The sequence below is a fragment of the Pseudomonas sp. CBC3 genome, assembly GCF_037967085.1.
Lineage (GTDB): Bacteria > Pseudomonadota > Gammaproteobacteria > Pseudomonadales > Pseudomonadaceae > Stutzerimonas.
In genome coordinates, this window is the sequence record NZ_JBANEO010000001.1 from 293,946 (window position 1) to 308,984 (window position 15,039).

Annotated in this window: 16 protein-coding genes and 1 pseudogene; 7 read left to right on the forward strand and 10 right to left on the reverse strand. The window is 63.1% G+C overall.

The annotated features are described in order from the left end of the window. Positions 1-39 precede the first annotated feature (39 nt). The 3 genes from V6943_RS01395 to V6943_RS01405 form a co-directional block, all read right to left on the reverse strand. Positions 40-630, reverse strand: coding sequence for an HAD family hydrolase (locus V6943_RS01395; RefSeq protein WP_131649742.1), 591 nt, complete (start codon positions 628-630; stop codon positions 40-42). After that, positions 627-1,496, reverse strand: coding sequence for an acyl-CoA thioesterase II (gene tesB / locus V6943_RS01400; RefSeq protein ID WP_131649741.1), 870 nt, complete (start codon positions 1,494-1,496; stop codon positions 627-629). The genes V6943_RS01395 and tesB overlap by 4 nt, the downstream gene beginning before the upstream one ends. Before the next feature lie 80 nt (positions 1,497-1,576). After that, positions 1,577-2,152 carry a GNAT family N-acetyltransferase gene (locus V6943_RS01405; protein ID WP_340552387.1) on the reverse strand — a complete coding sequence of 192 codons (576 nt, stop codon included), beginning with the start codon at positions 2,150-2,152 and terminating at the stop codon, positions 1,577-1,579. Between the two features lie 66 nt (positions 2,153-2,218). Between V6943_RS01405 and V6943_RS01410 the strand changes: the two genes are divergently transcribed. Both V6943_RS01410 and V6943_RS01415 read left to right on the forward strand, forming a co-directional pair. Further along, on the forward strand, positions 2,219-3,139 hold the full coding sequence (locus tag V6943_RS01410) for a histone deacetylase (RefSeq protein WP_181099847.1): 921 nt from the start codon (positions 2,219-2,221) through the stop codon (positions 3,137-3,139). Positions 3,140-3,246: 107 nt separating this feature from the next. After that, on the forward strand, positions 3,247-4,512 hold the full coding sequence (locus tag V6943_RS01415) for a TIGR03862 family flavoprotein (protein ID WP_340552388.1): 1,266 nt from the start codon (positions 3,247-3,249) through the stop codon (positions 4,510-4,512). A 65-nt stretch (positions 4,513-4,577) separates the two neighbouring features. Here V6943_RS01415 and V6943_RS01420 read toward each other — a convergent pair whose 3' ends face one another. Then, positions 4,578-5,477 (reverse strand): helix-turn-helix domain-containing protein, encoded by a 900-nt coding sequence (locus V6943_RS01420; protein ID WP_340553007.1) that lies wholly within the window; start codon positions 5,475-5,477, stop codon positions 4,578-4,580. 434 nt (positions 5,478-5,911) lie between these two features. Here V6943_RS01420 and V6943_RS01425 point away from each other — a divergent pair, with 434 nt between their 5' ends. Together V6943_RS01425 and V6943_RS20330 are read left to right on the forward strand one after the other, a co-directional pair. After that, positions 5,912-6,676 (forward strand): SDR family NAD(P)-dependent oxidoreductase, encoded by a 765-nt coding sequence (locus tag V6943_RS01425; RefSeq protein WP_340552389.1) that lies wholly within the window; start codon positions 5,912-5,914, stop codon positions 6,674-6,676. 22 nt (positions 6,677-6,698) lie between these two features. Continuing rightward, positions 6,699-6,834 (forward strand): annotated as a pseudogene (locus V6943_RS20330) (aminoacetone oxidase family FAD-binding enzyme); the annotation flags it as partial. A 126-nt stretch (positions 6,835-6,960) separates the two neighbouring features. On the opposite strand, the gene V6943_RS01430 reads toward V6943_RS20330, so the two are convergent. The 5 genes from V6943_RS01430 to V6943_RS01450 all read right to left on the reverse strand — a co-directional run bounded on the left by V6943_RS01430 (position 6,961) and on the right by V6943_RS01450 (position 11,390). Further along, positions 6,961-7,980: a CNNM domain-containing protein gene (locus V6943_RS01430; protein WP_340552390.1), complete on the reverse strand. Its 1,020-nt coding sequence runs from the start codon at positions 7,978-7,980 to the stop codon at positions 6,961-6,963. Positions 7,981-8,147: 167 nt separating this feature from the next. Next, a complete protein-coding gene (locus V6943_RS01435; protein ID WP_131649734.1) occupies positions 8,148-8,462 on the reverse strand; it encodes an AzlD family protein in 315 nt (104 codons plus the stop codon). Then, positions 8,459-9,169, reverse strand: coding sequence for an AzlC family ABC transporter permease (locus V6943_RS01440; protein WP_340552391.1), 711 nt, complete (start codon positions 9,167-9,169; stop codon positions 8,459-8,461). The genes V6943_RS01435 and V6943_RS01440 overlap by 4 nt, the downstream gene beginning before the upstream one ends. 227 nt (positions 9,170-9,396) lie before the next feature. Beyond that, the gene (locus V6943_RS01445; protein ID WP_340552392.1) at positions 9,397-10,725 is read right to left on the reverse strand and encodes a DEAD/DEAH box helicase; all 1,329 of its coding nucleotides are present in this window, start codon (positions 10,723-10,725) and stop codon (positions 9,397-9,399) included. 188 nt (positions 10,726-10,913) lie between these two features. After that, positions 10,914-11,390 carry an NYN domain-containing protein gene (locus V6943_RS01450; protein ID WP_181099833.1) on the reverse strand — a complete coding sequence of 159 codons (477 nt, stop codon included), beginning with the start codon at positions 11,388-11,390 and terminating at the stop codon, positions 10,914-10,916. A gap of 275 nt (positions 11,391-11,665) precedes the next feature. Between V6943_RS01450 and V6943_RS01455 the strand changes: the two genes are divergently transcribed. Both V6943_RS01455 and V6943_RS01460 read left to right on the forward strand, forming a co-directional pair. Then, positions 11,666-12,364 carry a YciC family protein gene (locus V6943_RS01455; RefSeq protein ID WP_340552393.1) on the forward strand — a complete coding sequence of 233 codons (699 nt, stop codon included), beginning with the start codon at positions 11,666-11,668 and terminating at the stop codon, positions 12,362-12,364. Positions 12,365-12,413: 49 nt separating this feature from the next. Continuing rightward, the gene (locus tag V6943_RS01460) at positions 12,414-12,848 is read left to right on the forward strand and encodes a VOC family protein (protein WP_340552394.1); all 435 of its coding nucleotides are present in this window, start codon (positions 12,414-12,416) and stop codon (positions 12,846-12,848) included. A 340-nt stretch (positions 12,849-13,188) separates the two neighbouring features. On the opposite strand, the gene V6943_RS01465 is transcribed toward V6943_RS01460, so the two are convergent. Further along, a complete protein-coding gene (locus tag V6943_RS01465) occupies positions 13,189-14,031 on the reverse strand; it encodes an SDR family oxidoreductase (protein WP_340552395.1) in 843 nt (280 codons plus the stop codon). 207 nt (positions 14,032-14,238) lie between these two features. Between V6943_RS01465 and V6943_RS01470 the strand changes: the two genes are divergently transcribed. After that, positions 14,239-14,985, forward strand: a complete 747-nt coding sequence (locus V6943_RS01470; RefSeq protein WP_340552396.1) for a substrate-binding periplasmic protein — start codon at positions 14,239-14,241, stop codon at positions 14,983-14,985. The last annotated feature ends 54 nt before the right edge of the window (positions 14,986-15,039 follow it).

Here is a 15,039-nt window from a genome sequence, read left to right on the forward strand (position 1 = left end):
GAATTGCCTCGCCGGTAGGGTGCGCTTAGCGCACCGGCATCAGCCCAACATCCGCCGTAATTGCCCACAATCACGCGCATGCAGATCGGTCAGCTCCGGCCAGAGGTTTTCCGGCAGGTTGACCAGCACGCCACGAGCACCGGCCGCCTTCGCACACTCCAGATCGAAGCGATAGTCGCCGACCATCACCAGCTCGTGCGGCGGCACTGACCATTTCTCGGCGAAATGCAACAAACCGCCCGGATCGGGTTTAGGCGGCGCCTCGTCGCGGCCAAGAATGTCGTCAGACACAAAGCAGTCGCCCATGCCCACCGCCTGCAAGGTCACCAGCGCCAGCTCATGGGCATTGCGCGTCAGCACGCCGAGCCGGCACCCGCAGTCACGCAGCTCGTGCAGCAACTCCAGCGCGCCCGGTGCCGGCGTCGCGGCATAGGCCAGTTCGCGCTCGTGTTCCAGCAACCACGCGCGCTTGCTTGCCGCCTCATCGTCCGGCAACGCGGCGAGGTGATGCAGGATGTCGTCTTCCAGCGGAATATCCAGCGCCCGCTTGATCGCCGGAAAATCATGCACGGCGATGGTCAGGGTGCCGTCCATGTCGAACACCCAATGCCGCGCATCGGCCAGCTTCACTTCCAGTCCTCACGCACGCGAATCAGGCCTTCCTGCGCGACCGAAGCGACCAGTTCGCCGGCGCGGTTGAAAATGCTGCCACGGGCGAAACCACGTGCGTTGCCGGCCCAAGGGCTATCCATGGAGTACAGCAGCCAATCGTCCGCGCGCACTTCACGGTGGAACCAGATGGCATGGTCGAGGCTCGCCAGCTGGATGAATTTGCTCCAGGAACTGACGCCGTGCGGCTGCAGCGCGGTGCCGATGAAGCTGAAGTCCGACGCATAGGCGACCAAATATTTGTGCAGTGCGGCGTTGTCGGGCAGCGAACCATCGGCACGGAACCAGATGTGCCGAATCGGCTCGATCGGCGCGGGATTGATCGGGTCCTGCAGCGTCACGGGACGAATCTCGATGGGCTTGGGACGACGCAGTTTTTCGGCTACCCGCGGCGGCACCAGCGGCGTCAGCTGATGCAGCAACTCCCACTCGCTGAGCAGATTTTCCGGTCCGGCCACCTCGGGCATCGGCAACTGATGCTCGTAACCGGTCTCGTCCGCCTGGAACGAAGCGCTGCAGGTAAAGATGGTCTGCCCTTTCTGGATCGCACTGACGCGCCGGGTGGTGAAGCTGCCGCCGTCACGCACTCGGTCGACGTCGTAGACCACCGGCTGATGTGAATCACCCGGGCGCAAGAAATAGCCGTGCATGGAATGCACATGACGCTCAGGCGCCACGGTCTGGCTCGCCGCGGACAACGCCTGACCAACCACCTGACCGCCGAACAGTTGCGGGAAGCCCAGATCCTGGCTCGCGCCACGAAACAGGTTTTCCTCGATTCGCTCCAGCGAAAGCAGATTCACCAACGTATCCAGGGTGTCGGTCATGATGTTGTTCCTTTATCTAGGCGGCACGGGCAAGGCGCGCAATATTACGGATTCGGCAGGTTTCGCTCCAGCAATTGTGCTTATCGTCGGGCAATGGCCCGGTTATCCCGGCGCATCCGGTACAGCACGTGTGGGCGCAGCGGATGCCCCTCGGCCACGCCAGGGTGTTCGAAGTCTTCCTCTGGTTCATGCTGCATGCCAAGGGCTACCATCAGCCCTCTGGACGGTTCGTTGAGCGCAGCGGTATAGGCCACCACCTCCGCCAGTTGCAGACGTTCGAAGGCGCAGTCCAGAGCCGCCTCCGCCGCTTCGCGGGCCAGGCCCTGGCGCCACTGATCGCTGGCGAGTCGCCAACCGATCTCCACGGCAGGGCAAAACGGCTGTTGCAGGCGGCTCCAGGCCAGACCGGCCATGCCGATGAAGCGCCCGTCGTCCTTGCGCTCCAACGCCCAGAAACCGAAGCCGTGCCGCGCGAAGTGAATACGGCAGCGCGCGATCGCCGCCGCGCAGTCGTCACGGGAGAGCAACGCCGGGAAATAGCGCATCACCCGTGGATCGGAGCACATCTGGGTCAATGGTGTGAGGTCGCTGTCTTGCCAGCCGCGCAAGCGCAGGCGCGGTGTCTCCAGTTCGATACGTACTGTCGCTTCTTCCATGCCGCTTCCTTGAGAGGGCCGTTGCCGAGTCGGCATACTTCCGGCTGACCACTCGGGCGCCGAACGATGTCTCTACCGTTGATCTTTCATGATGATTACAGCCCGCCGTTACCGTCCGGGCATCGCTTTCCGATGGAAAAGTTTCGGCTGCTACGTGATCACCTGATTGCGAGCGGTTTGACCACGGATGAAGCACTGTTGCGCCCGGAAATCTGTCCGGCCGACATCCTCGCTCTCGCCCATGACCGCACTTACGTCGAGCGCTACTGCACGGGAGACATGAACCGCGAGGAACTTCGCCGCCTCGGCCTGCCCTGGAGCCCGCAACTGGCGCAACGCACGCTGCGCGCGGTCGGCGGTTCGCTGCTGGCTGCCGAGCAAGCGCTGGAATATGGGCTGGCCTGTCACCTGGCGGGTGGCACGCACCACGCGCACCACGACCACGCCTCGGGCTTCTGCATCTTCAATGACCTGGCGGTGATCGCCCTGTCGCTGCTGGAAAGCGGCCGGGTTGGTCGTGTGCTGATCTTCGACTGCGACGTGCACCAGGGCGACGGCACCGCGCGCATCCTCGAACAGGTGCCGGATGCGGTGACCGTGTCGCTGCATTGCGAGAAGAATTTTCCGGCGCGCAAGGCGCGAAGCGACTGGGACATCGGCCTGGCACCGGGCCTGGGCGACGCCGATTACCTCAAGACGGTGAACGACACGCTGGATTATCTGCTGCCCCTGTACCAGCCGGATCTGGTGATCTACGACGCCGGCGTCGACGTCCACCGTGACGACGCGCTGGGCCTGCTCAACCTCAGCGATGAGGGGCTGGCAATGCGCGACAGCGCGGTCATCGAACATTGCCTGGGGCGCGACATTCCGCTGGTCGGGCTGATCGGCGGCGGCTACGACAAGGACCGCGCCCTGCTTGCCCGGCGCCATGCGCAACTGCATTTCAGCGCCGCCGCAGCCTGGGAGCGTTACGGGCTGGGTTGAAGCCGTATTTGTCTAGGGCTTTTTGTATGGGCGGATGCACGATGATGTCGGCGAGTATCGGAACGGCATTCGCTACAATGCCGGCCTCGTACCGCCAGGCCCGAACCATGCTTTCGATTCCTACGCCTTCCCGCGTCGCCATCATCGGCGGCGGCCCAGCCGGGCTAATGGCTGCCGAAGTGCTGAGCCAGGCCGGCATTGCGGTCGACCTCTACGACGCCATGCCCTCGGTGGGTCGCAAGTTCCTGCTGGCCGGCGTCGGCGGCATGAACATCACTCACGCCGAGGATTTCGCCGCATTCGTCGAGCGCTACCGCGAACGGGCCGGCGAGCTGCGGCCGCTACTCGAAGCCTTCGATCCAAATGCATTGCGCGAGTGGATTCACAGCCTGGGCATCGACACCTTCGTCGGCAGCTCCGACCGGGTGTTCCCCACCGACATGAAGGCCGCGCCGCTGCTGCGCGCCTGGCTCAAGCGCCTGCGCGACAGCGGCGTGCAGATTCACACCCGCCGCCGCTGGCTGGGCTGGAGCGACGATGGCCAGTTGCGTATCGCCGGGCCGGAAGGCGAAACGCTGCTGAAACCGGATGCCACCCTGCTCGCCTTGGGCGGCGGTAGCTGGGCTCGGCTGGGATCGGACGGCGCCTGGGTGCCGCTGCTTGAAGCCCGTGGTGTCGCCATCGCGCCGCTGCAGCCAGCCAATTGCGGTTTCGAGGTGGCGGGCTGGAGCGCGCACCTCGTCGAGAAATTCGCCGGTGCGCCGCTGAAGACCGTCAGCCTGGCTTTGCCCGGCGAAACACCGCGCAGGGGCGAATTCGTCCTCACCGCGACCGGCATCGAAGGCAGCCTGGTCTATGCGCTGTCGGCGAACGTCCGTGAGCGGATCAACGCAACGGGCTCGGCATCCGTTCTGCTCGACCTGTTGCCGGATCGCTCCCACGCGCAGATCGCCGCCGCTCTGGCCAAACCGCGCGGCTCACAGTCCACGGCCAAGCACTTGCATCGCCAGTTGAAGCTGGACGGCGTAAAGGCCGCCCTGCTGCGCGAACTCACCGACGCCGAAACCTTCCAGAGCCCGCAAGCACTCGCCGCAGCGATTAAGGCCCTGCCGATCACCCTGCTGCGCCCACGCCCGCTGGACGAAGCCATCAGCAGCGCGGGCGGCGTGCCTTTCGAGGCGCTGGACGACAAGCTGATGTTGCGCCAGCTGCCCGGCGTGTTCTGCGCCGGAGAGATGCTCGACTGGGAAGCGCCGACCGGAGGCTATCTGCTCACCGCCTGCTTCGCGAGCGGCCGCGCCGCAGCCGAGGGTATGCTGGATTGGCTGACGGCGAAGCCTGAGCCGAACCCCATCGCCCATGCGGGCACCTAGACAATGAATAGGACGCCGTTGATCGGTGCCGCACATAAGCTGCAAGACTTCGACGCAGGCCGAAATCACATCCGGCGATAGCCTCTCGGCGTCACGCCCACCTCACGACGAAAGACTTGGGAAAAGTGGCTGGGGCTCGAATAGCCAACTTCCATGCTGATCTCGATGACGCTCATCTCCGTCTCCAGCAATAGATGGCGTGCGCGTGCCATGCGCAGGCGGATGAAATATTGCGAGGGCGACAGGCCCGTGGCGCGCTTGAACAGACGGCTGAAGTGGTAGTCACTAAGGCCGGCGATCTGCCCCAGGTGAGGCAGGCAGAACTCCTCGGCCAGACGCGCCTTCATAGTTTCGATGACGCGGCGCAACTTGTAGGTCTGTAGCGCATTCGCGCCCCTGGCGGCGTTGTGCGGGTCCGGGTAGGTGCGCACCAGATGTATGGCCAGCGCCTGGGCCAGGCTGTGCACGAATAGCGGGCTGGGCTCACGCTCGCTGAACAGCTCCAGCCGCAGTTGTTCGAGCAGGAAGGTCACACGCTCATCACGAGCGCCGGAGACATCGAGAAAACTCACCGGGTTGCAGTTGTCACCGTACAGATCGCGCGCGGCCTGCTCGATCAGCGGCAGGCTGAGATAAAGATGCATCACTTCGAAACGGGCGTCGCCCTGCACCTGCCAGCGCATCTCGTATGGCTCGCTGGTGCTGGTCAGGAAGAAGTCACCAGCGTGAACCTCGGTGACTTGCCATTCGCCATCGAGGGCACGTTCTTCGACCGTAGCCGCGCCGGACAGCACCAGCACCAGCAGCGGCTCCACCACGGCCGGAACCAGGATAGGTTCGGCAAGGCCCTGATAGCTGAACAGTTGCACTACCACATCCTGCACTTGCGGGCGCGGCGGCAGGGGCAGCGGCTTGCCGGGTAAAAAGTGCGGCATCGCTTCGGCGATCACGCACCGGCCGTCCATCACGGGAGGCAGATCAGAATCGGATTGCTGCAAGGATGGCTCCATTGCGAAGTCCACAAAAACGCGACGCAATCGAAGAGGTTAGCTCAGGGCCGGTATCTGGGATGTGTATCTGGTCGGGCTATGCGCTGGATGGAAGCCCTCACCCCGACCCTCTCCCCAAAGGGGCGAGGGGGCGGATTGAAGCCACTGAATCATCGTGGGTGGGCCTGACACCTGAGCAATCCCCTCTCCCTGCGGGAGAGGGCTAGGGTGAGGGGTAGGCGGTTAGCACCAAAGGACGACTGGCTATTCTCAGCTTCGAGCAAGACTCCAACAGTCCGCGCAAGGCCGCGAAAGCCGTGGTGCCGGGTTTGCGCGACAGTGAGCCCGACATCGCTCACAAGCGCCCGGCTGGCGAATGTCTCGCCTGGCCCGTATCGGAGGAAATACGCATGACTGATATCAAACACCGCGTTCCCCAGGAAGTCGAAGGCAAGGTCGCCCTGGTTACCGGAGCCGCCAGCGGCATCGGCAAGGCCATCGCGCTAATGCTGCATGCACGTGGCGCGAAGGTGGTTGCCGAGGATCTGAACCCCGACGTAGAGGCGTTGGCGCAGCCCGGGCTGGTGCCCCTGATGGCTGACATCACCGCCGACGGCGCGGCCGAGCGTGCGGTGGGGCTGGCGGTGGAACAGTTCGGACGGCTGGATATTCTGGTCAACAACGCCGGAATCATCATCAACAAGCCGGTCATCGAAATGACGCGCGAGGATTGGGAGCGCATCCAGGCGACCAACGTCACCGCAGCCTTCCTGCATTCGCGCGAGGCGATCAAGGCGATGCTGCCGAACCGCTCGGGCGCCATCGTCAACATTGCCTCCTACGCCTCGTACTTCGCCTTCCCCACCATTGCGGCCTACGCGGCCTCCAAAGGCGCACTGGCACAACTGACGCGCACGCTGGCGCTGGAGGCAATCGAGCACGGCATCCGAGTCAACGCCATCGGCGTAGGCGATGTGGTCACCAACATCCTCAACGAGGTTGTCGACGACGGCCCCGGTTTCCTGGCCAAGCACGGCGAAGCCGCACCCATCGGTCGCGCCGCACAACCAGAAGAGATCGCCGAGGTGGTGGCCTTTCTGGCCTCGGACCGCGCCAGCTTCATGGTCGGCTCGGTCGTGATGGTCGATGGCGGCATGACGGTGACGGCCGGCTGAGAGCGGAGCCAAATCCCCGGCCGTTTCCTTCGAGGCGCTCGACGACAAACTGATGCTGCGTCAGCTACCGGACGTGTTCTGCGCCGGTGAGATGCTCGACTGGAGGCGCAGACCGGCGGCTACCCGCTCATCGCCTCTTCGTGAGCGGCAAGGCAGCGGCTGGACGATATTGCAGTGGCTGGCCGGGCGCTAAGCGAATCGATGGTCGTGCAGTACGGCCGGCACATGAGCGCGCGACTCACGATGACTCAAGGCTGTACCGGCCCTACGAGCTGAACGTCAGCCTAGTCCCGCGACGCCTTGATGCGGTGCTCCCAGCGTCGTTTCGCGAAGCGGCGCATGTTGGGAATGTCATCGGTCTCGTCCATGATCGGCTGGCCGATGATGTATTCGATCACGTCTTCCAGCGTCACCAGCCCTTGCCAGCTGCCGAACTCGTCATAGACGAGGCACATGTGCTGACGCTCACGCATCAGCTGAGTCATCAGGTTTTCTACGCTCGTCAGTTCCGAGGTGATCTTGATGGGCTTCATGATCGAGGCGACGGTGCTGTCATCCGCTGCGGCCAGAATGTCATAACGAAAGACCACGCCCAGCGGATCTTCGTTGTCGCCGATGACGGGATAGCGCGAGAACTGGCTTTCGCTGACCTTTTGTTTGAACGCCGCGACGCTGTCGTCCGGCGACGCATACTCGCACACAGTCCTTGGGGTCAGGATCGCGCGGAGCTTGATTTCGTGGAGGTCCAGAATATTGCCGATGACGCGCTGCTCGTCCTCGTCCAACTGGTTCGTCTCCCGGCCGAGCAGGGCCAGCGCCTTGATCTCCTGACGAACGTTATGCTCCGGCTCCTTGCCGCCAAACAGTCGCATGATGAAATCGGAAACGACAATGAACGGCTTGAGCAGAACGATCATTCCCTTGAGGAATGGAGGCAGGAACGGCGCCAGCTCCCGCCAATACCGCGCACCGATGGTTTTCGGCAGGATTTCCGAGAGAACCAGGATCAGGACGGTCATGATGGCGGACGCAGCACCAAGGTAGCCGCTGCCGAACACGACCGTGACCTGGGCGCCAACGCCCGTCGCGCCGACCGTATGGGCAACCGTATTCAACGTGAGAATGGCGGCCAACGGCTGGTCGACCTTCTCCTTCAGGTGCTTGAGGCGTTCATAGAGCTTGGGATTCGTCACCTTCTGGTGTGCGATGAAACTCGGGGTAATCGATAGAAGCGCCGCTTCCAGGATCGAACAGATGAAGGAAACAAGGATGGACAGAACAGCGAAAGCGATCAGGAGGGCCATAGGGCGGCGAGGTGGCTACGTAGTGAGGAATCTGCAATTTACAGGAACCTGCAATGACCTTGCGTTTGCAGGGTGTTCATCCTTGCTACATTTCATTTCTGCGACTAACCACAGCTCGCGGCCCGGCTAGGCCCCGCTCACTTGCCTCCAGCGCGAGGCCGTCCTTATCAACCGGAGAGCTGCCTGAACAGCGCGACTGCGATCACCCCAGCAGCGATCGCGGGCAACGGTTTCTTGAGCATCAACATCGTGACAGCCGTAACCAAGAAAGCCAGTCGAGCGCCGTTGTCTCCATTAACCGCCATGGGTGTAAGCAACGCCACCAGCACTGAGCCAGACATAGCGCTGATGAATTGCTCGGTCCTGCGGTTGATGGGCACGAACGACATCACGAACACACCGCCCCAGCGGGTTGCCAAGGTCACCACGGCCATAATCAGGATGATGATCAGCGCGCCAGAACCTGCCGTTTCCAAAGTCAATTCTGCCTCTCCATCCACAACGCACCCAATATGCCGCCTGCGAGCGCGCCTGCAACGACATGGCTATTGGCGGGCAGATACCAGTACGCCAACATCGATGAACACCCGGCGACGATCCAGACAATGGCCATCCGCAGATCTTTCTTGCCGCCAACGACCATCGCCAACAGGAAACACCCCATGACCATGTCCAATCCCAGGCTGACCGGATCATGGATGGCACTGCCGAAATAAAGGCCAAGCCAGGTCCCAAGCACCCAGAACGTCCAGAGCGCGAGACCGCCACCGAACAAGATGCCCAGCCCAGGCTCATTGCGACTGAACGCTTGCATGGACATCGCCCAATTGGCGTCCGAGACGACGAACATCACGGCATAGCGCTTCGACGGCGGCAATTGACGCAGCCACGGGTACAAGGTCGCGCCCATCAACAGATGCCGGGCATTGACGGCAAATACGGTGACCACCAGCGGGACGAGCGGAACATGGGTGCCCCAAAGCTCCAGCGAGGCAAACTGTGAAGCACCGGCAAAGACCAGGCCGCTCATGAGCATGATGGAATAGCTATCCAACCCCGCCTGCGCCGCAGCCAGACCAAAGGCCAGACCAAACACGACCACAAAAAGCGAAATAGGTGTCAGCTGCTTGAAGCCGGCCCATACGTCATGGCGGCTGAGCGCATGAAGTTCTGCATCAGTATTTGCCAAAGGCCACCTCTTTATCCCTCAATAGCTGTAGCTGGGGCCGACGACAAGCGCGCCCCATGAACGCGTTGGTCCCGGTTAAAGCCGTTTCATTCAGAAAAGTATAAAACGACGGTCGTCTAGGCTCGCCGCCGCATGAGCAAGACGACGCCGCCATGCACCAAACCGTCATGCAGCAACAAGCCTTTCGTCGAGGAATGTCGCCACACGCAACAGGGAGAATCGTTTCCTCAACGCTTCTTTCCAGCGGGCTTCGCCCCACCCAGACTCGGCACTTTTCGGATCGCCTTCGCGTTGGGTTTTTCACTTTCGTCGAACCAGTTGCCCAGATGAACCCGCCCTTTAGCGGCGTTCTCCTTGGGTTTCTTTGGCTTTTTCGGCTTCTTGATGATCTGCCCGCCGGGCTGGGTGGCCGGCACACGGTGATCGGGGACGAAGCCAGGCTCGTCATGGCGCGGCAGTACTTGCTTGATCAGCGTCTCGATGGCGGCGAGCTGGTCGACTTCGTCGGCCGCCACCAGAGAAATCGCTTCACCGGTGGCACCCGCGCGGCCGGTGCGGCCGATGCGGTGCACGTAATCCTCGGCGACGATTGGCAGGTCGAAGTTGACCACCTGCGGCAGGTCATGGATATCCAGCCCGCGAGCGGCCACGTCGGTAGCGACCAGCACTTGCACTTCGCCGGCCTTGAAGCTTTCCAGCGCGCGCAGTCGGCTCGCTTGCGGCCGGTCGCCGTGAATCGCATCGCTGGCAACTCCCTGCGCCTGCAACTCCTCGACCAGTTGATCGACGCCCTTGCGGGTCTTGGCGAACACCAGCACCTGGCCCCAGCGTTTTTCTGCCAGCAAGTACAGGAAAAGTTCGCTCTTGCGCTTCTTGTCCACCGGAACCAGCCATTGCTTGACGGTTTTGGCAGCGGCGTTGCGCGGGCTGACCTCGATGGACAGCGGGTCGCGCAACAGCTCGCCAGCCATCTGGCGGATGGCATCGGAGAAAGTTGCGGAGAACAGCAGGGTCTGGCGCTTCTTCGGCAGCGCGCTGAACAGGTCGTCCAGTTCCTGGGCGAAGCCCAGGTCGAGCATACGGTCGGCTTCGTCCAGCACCAGCGCCTGCACCTGGCCGAACTTCACGGCGTTCTGTCGGTACAGGTCGAGCAGCCGACCCGGCGTCGCCACCAGCACGTCGATGCCCTTGCGCAGCGCCATCATCTGCGGGTTGATGCTGACGCCGCCGTACACCGCGTAAGTGCGCAGCGGCAGGCTCTGGCCATAGGTGCGGAAGCTTTCATGGACTTGCTCGGCCAGCTCGCGGGTCGGCACAAGCACCAGCGCGCGAATCGAGTTACTCGCCACCTGCGGCCCTTCGTGGAGTAACCGCTGCAGCAACGGCAAGGCGAAACCCGCGGTTTTGCCGGTGCCGGTCTGAGCCGCAGCCATCAGGTCGCGACCCTTGAGCACGGCGGGAATCGCCTTGGCCTGAACCGGGGTCGGCGTGGTGTAGTCGAGGGATTCGAGCGTGCGCAGCAACGGATCGATCAGGCCCAGGGAGGCGAAGGTCATGGCGAGAACCGGACGATAAAAACGGGGCGTGCAGTTTACTCGCAAACGCTGGCTGGACGAGAAACGCGTCGTGCTGCGCTGTTCTGCAAAAGGTGCGCGGAGCGCACCCTACGGACGACACGGCGCCCCCAAATAGGGGCGCTCCGCGCACCGTTTCCCGTCCAGCCTCCCCAGTGCTTTTTCGGCTCTTAACTCTTCAACAACAACTTTCCTTCGATCGGCACATAACGCGTAGCGGCGCGGATCAGCGATTGCGCGGTCAGCCCCGGCACGCCGTAGGCGGTGGCTTCGGCGCCGCCGGCACGTACGCGGTCGAGCAGCAGGTCGAAATCGCCGTCGCCGGAGGCCAGCGCCACTTCATCGACGCGCGCGGCAGCGTCCAGCACGTCGATGGTGATGCCCACATCCCAGTCGCCCTTGGCCGAGCCGTCGCTGCGCTGGATATAAGGCTTGAGCTTCACGGTGAAGCCGAGGTTGCGCAGGATCTGCTGAAACTGCTGTTGTTTGGCGTCGCCGCGATCAATGGCGTAGGCATAGGCCTCGACGATCTCACCGCGCGCGCTGACCTCGGCCCACAGGGCGGCGTAGTTGAAATGACAACCGTGGGCCTGGCGGACCGTGTAGTAGAGGTTCTGCACATCGGCAAACAGGGCGATCTTCTTCACGCGGCAACCCGAATCGAGAAAGGCGGGCCAGTATGCAGACTGTGCGAAAACGTAGCGAGCGAAGGTTAGGCGGGGCCGCCCAGGCAAGAACTAGGCGGCCCCACAAAAACAGGCGAGGAAGCGGACTGGGCTCGCATCCGAGCCTGCTTTTAACGCCGCATAACCGAGCGCAGCAGTTTTCACACAGCCTGCTTGGACGGCAATATCGCGCATGTCGCTGCCCGATTTCTTGGGCTAAAGTGCGCGCCTGTTTTTCCGAGACGGTTCCGACCGCGATGAATGTCCTGACCATCCTCCGTGACGCCTGGTATTTCTATTCCCGCAATCTGGCGTCGATTGCGCGTCTTTGCCTGCCGCTGATCGCGCTGGAGAGCTGCGCCAGGCTGGCCGTCGAGCACTGGTTCGGCAAGGATGCGGTGCCGGCGCAGGAGCTGCTGGTCGGCATGGTGTTCTACCCCTTGTACATCGGCGCGCTGATCCTGTTTTTAGACGCCCGCAGCCGTGGCCATTCGCCGCCCCTGCGTGAAGTGCTGGCGCGTGCCGTGCCGCTATGGCCGTCGATGGCGGTACTGGCCGGGCTGGGCACCCTGCTGATCATGCTCGGCGCCTCGCTGTTCGTGCTGCCGGGGCTGTGGGTGATGGTCAAGATCGCCTTCGCTGAATATCTGCTGATCCTGCGTGGCTTGAGCCCGCTGGCGGCACTGAAGGAAAGCTTCCTGCAGACTCGCGGCCACTTTCTTCTGGTGTTCGGCTGCATTCTTGCGGTGCTGCTGCCGCTGTGGCTTCTCGAAGCCTGGCTGGCTGCCCAGCTCTGGGCCGGCGATGCACCGCCCGGGCTGATCGCCGTGCTTGTCGACAGCGCCGTCGGGATGCTGCAGCTGCTGGCCACGGTAGTGCTGTTCCGCTGCTTCATGCTCTGCAGCGAACCAACCATCGACCGCGATGCAAAAAACGAGCAGCCGGACGGCGAGTAACGATTCGTCGGTCTAGGCTTGGTTGCTCTCACCTTCGGAGCACCAAGCCATGACCGACCAGAATCCCAGCATCCTGTCCCACATTTCCCTGGGCACCAACCGCTTCGAGCAAGCCGCGACCTTCTACGACCAGACGCTCGCAACCCTGGGCTGCAAGCGCATCATGAGCCACCCCGGCGCGGTGGCCTGGGGCCGAGAATATCCTGAGTTCTGGCTGCAGACGCCCATCGATGGCCAGCCGGCCAGTCTTGGCAACGGCACGCATGTTGGCTTCTTCGCCGCGGACAAAGCATCGGTGGACGCCTTCCACCGTGCCGCGCTGGCAGCCGGCGCAACGGATGAAGGCGCGCCGGGACCGCGGCAGGAGTACGGAGAGCCGTACTACGGCTGCTTCGTGCGCGATCTCGACGGCCACAAGATCGAAGCGGCGTACTGGGACATGGCGCTGGTGCAACAGTTATATGGCGATGCGCAGCCGAGCTGACGGCATTGGCTTTCATCGAAGCGACAGAATCGCGACGAAAACAGCGCAGCCCTGCGCTAAAAAGCCAAAAGCATCGCGCCGAGGGCGGCCCTCCTACAAAAGCCAAAGCACACACCGCACCGCTTTCGTGGGAGGCGCACCCTCGCGGCGAAGCAGTCCGCAGGCCTGCAGCAAACCCAAAGTATCGCGCCGTGGGCGACCCTCCCACAAAAGCCAAAGCACACACCGCACCGCTTCTCGTGGGAGGCGCGCCCTCGCGGCGAAGCAGGCCGCAGGCCTGCAAAAAAACCCCAAACATCACGCTGGGAGCGGCCTTCTTGCAGAGGCGAAAGTCACCGCCTCAGTTGACGCTTCTCGATAACCGATTGCCCGCCAGCCGCGGCAAAAGCAAATGCTCGAACAACCGTGGAAAGCAGCGCGCCACCATCCGAGCGCGCCAGTCGAGATTCGATAGCACCAGCAGCCGCCGCCGTTTCAGCGCGCCCTGAAAAATAGCTTCAGCCACGTCCTGCGGCGATGCCACCCGACCCACGGCCAGCACCGGCTGCGGCGCGGTAGAGCCATCGCCGATCAGCACATTTTTGCGCAGATCGGTGGCGGTGTAGCCAGGACAGACCAGCATCACGTTGACACCGGTATCGCTCAACTCGCTGCGCAGGGTCTCGAACAGCCCATGCAACGCATGCTTGCTGGCGTTGTAGGCGCCGCGGTCGGGTACCGGTGCGTATTGCGAGAGCGAACTCAGCACGATGACCTGCCCGCGACGCGGCCTCAGGCTCGGTAACGCCGCCTGGGTGCAGTGCAGAGCGCCATAGAAATTCACCGCCATGATCCGCTCGAACACCGCCAGGCTGGTGTCGGCCACGCGGCTGCGATGGGTGATGCCGGCATTGTTGATCAGCACGTCGATACCGCCGAAGCGTTCCACCACCAGCGCCACGGCCTGCTGCACCGCCGCCGCATCCGACACATCGCAGCGCAGCCCCAGGGCATCGGCGTTGTGATGATCGACCAGATGCTGGACCAGCCCATCGAGCGCGTTCTGCTCCAGATCGAAAATCACCAACCGCGCCCCGGCCTGCGCCATCCGCTCGGCCAGCGCCCGACCGATTCCGGCGCATCCGCCCGTGATCAGCACCACCTTGCGATCGAAAACCTTGTTGGAGAACACCTTGCGATACATAGACCACTCCACCGAAATGAACGGGGCCGCCCATAGGAGCAAGAGCGGCCACATCGTCGGTTGAGCATAGCCAGCCAGAACCGGCTCCGCCTCAGCGGCTATGAACGCCGTGGCCACCACTCGACGCCCGGCCCGTCGCCATTCTGGACACGGAGGCGTCCGGCAACCATGCTTGCACTATGCAATCACAAGGGTCGGTGAATTACCTTGAAAGCTCTCCTCTGGATCTCGTTTACAGCCTTCCTGGCGGGACCCTGCTTCGCCGCGCCCGAGGCCGAGCCGCTGCGCACCCTGACGGTCGGGTACTACGACTTTCCGCCCGCGATTTACAGCGATCCGCAGGGCCAGCCGCAGGGACCGCTGGTGGGCCTCACTCACCGGGTACTCGAACGCGCCGGCTATCGAGCGCAATTTCGCGCATTTCCCAGCGCACGCCTGTATGCGGCCTTGAAGAGCGGCGCCGTCGATCTGTGGCCAGGTGCACCAGGCAAACCGGAGCTGGCTGCGGACACGCTGGAGGGACGCGCAACCCTGGCGCAGATCAGCCTCAACCTCTACCACCGCTCGGACACACCAGCGCCAAAGGTGCCGGAGAGCCTGCGCAAACGTGGCGTTATCATCATCGGCGGCTACAACTACTGGCCGGTGGTGACCCAGATGCTGCACGACCCGCAGCTGGGCATTCGTCTGCATCGCACCAGCAGTCATGCCTCGGCACTTGAAATGCTGCAGCACCGCCGCGCGGACTACCTGCTCGATTATCAGATTCCGGTGAACCAGGCTTTGCAGCACTTCGGCATACAAGCGCTGCCCTATGTGAACGTCCACAAGGTACCGATCCGCTTCATCGCGTCGCGTCGGCTGAGCGACAGCCAAGCGGTTCTCGACGCATTGGATCGCGCCTACGCCGAGATGGCCGCCGCAGGCGAGGATCTGAGCCTGCCGGGGGAATAAGGAAAGCTGAAAGCGGGAATGTCCCGCTGAGAAGCGTCAAACTTTGCGCTTCTA

Excerpts from the sequence above, each read along its gene's own strand:
- tesB (WP_131649741.1), bottom strand. The coding sequence starts at position 1,496 with ATGACCGACACCCTGGATACGTTGGTGAATCTGCTTTCGCTGGAGCGA.
- V6943_RS01405 (WP_340552387.1), bottom strand. The coding sequence starts at position 2,152 with ATGGAAGAAGCGACAGTACGTATCGAACTGGAGACACCGCGCCTGCGC.
- V6943_RS01410 (WP_181099847.1), top strand. The coding sequence starts at position 2,219 with ATGTCTCTACCGTTGATCTTTCATGATGATTACAGCCCGCCGTTACCG.
- V6943_RS01415 (WP_340552388.1), top strand. The coding sequence starts at position 3,247 with ATGCTTTCGATTCCTACGCCTTCCCGCGTCGCCATCATCGGCGGCGGC.
- V6943_RS01420 (WP_340553007.1), bottom strand. The coding sequence starts at position 5,477 with ATGGACGGCCGGTGCGTGATCGCCGAAGCGATGCCGCACTTTTTACCC.
- V6943_RS01425 (WP_340552389.1), top strand. The coding sequence starts at position 5,912 with ATGACTGATATCAAACACCGCGTTCCCCAGGAAGTCGAAGGCAAGGTC.
- V6943_RS01430 (WP_340552390.1), bottom strand. The coding sequence starts at position 7,980 with ATGGCCCTCCTGATCGCTTTCGCTGTTCTGTCCATCCTTGTTTCCTTC.
- V6943_RS01445 (WP_340552392.1), bottom strand. The coding sequence starts at position 10,725 with ATGACCTTCGCCTCCCTGGGCCTGATCGATCCGTTGCTGCGCACGCTC.
- V6943_RS01455 (WP_340552393.1), top strand. The coding sequence starts at position 11,666 with ATGAATGTCCTGACCATCCTCCGTGACGCCTGGTATTTCTATTCCCGC.
- V6943_RS01460 (WP_340552394.1), top strand. The coding sequence starts at position 12,414 with ATGACCGACCAGAATCCCAGCATCCTGTCCCACATTTCCCTGGGCACC.
- V6943_RS01465 (WP_340552395.1), bottom strand. The coding sequence starts at position 14,031 with ATGTATCGCAAGGTGTTCTCCAACAAGGTTTTCGATCGCAAGGTGGTG.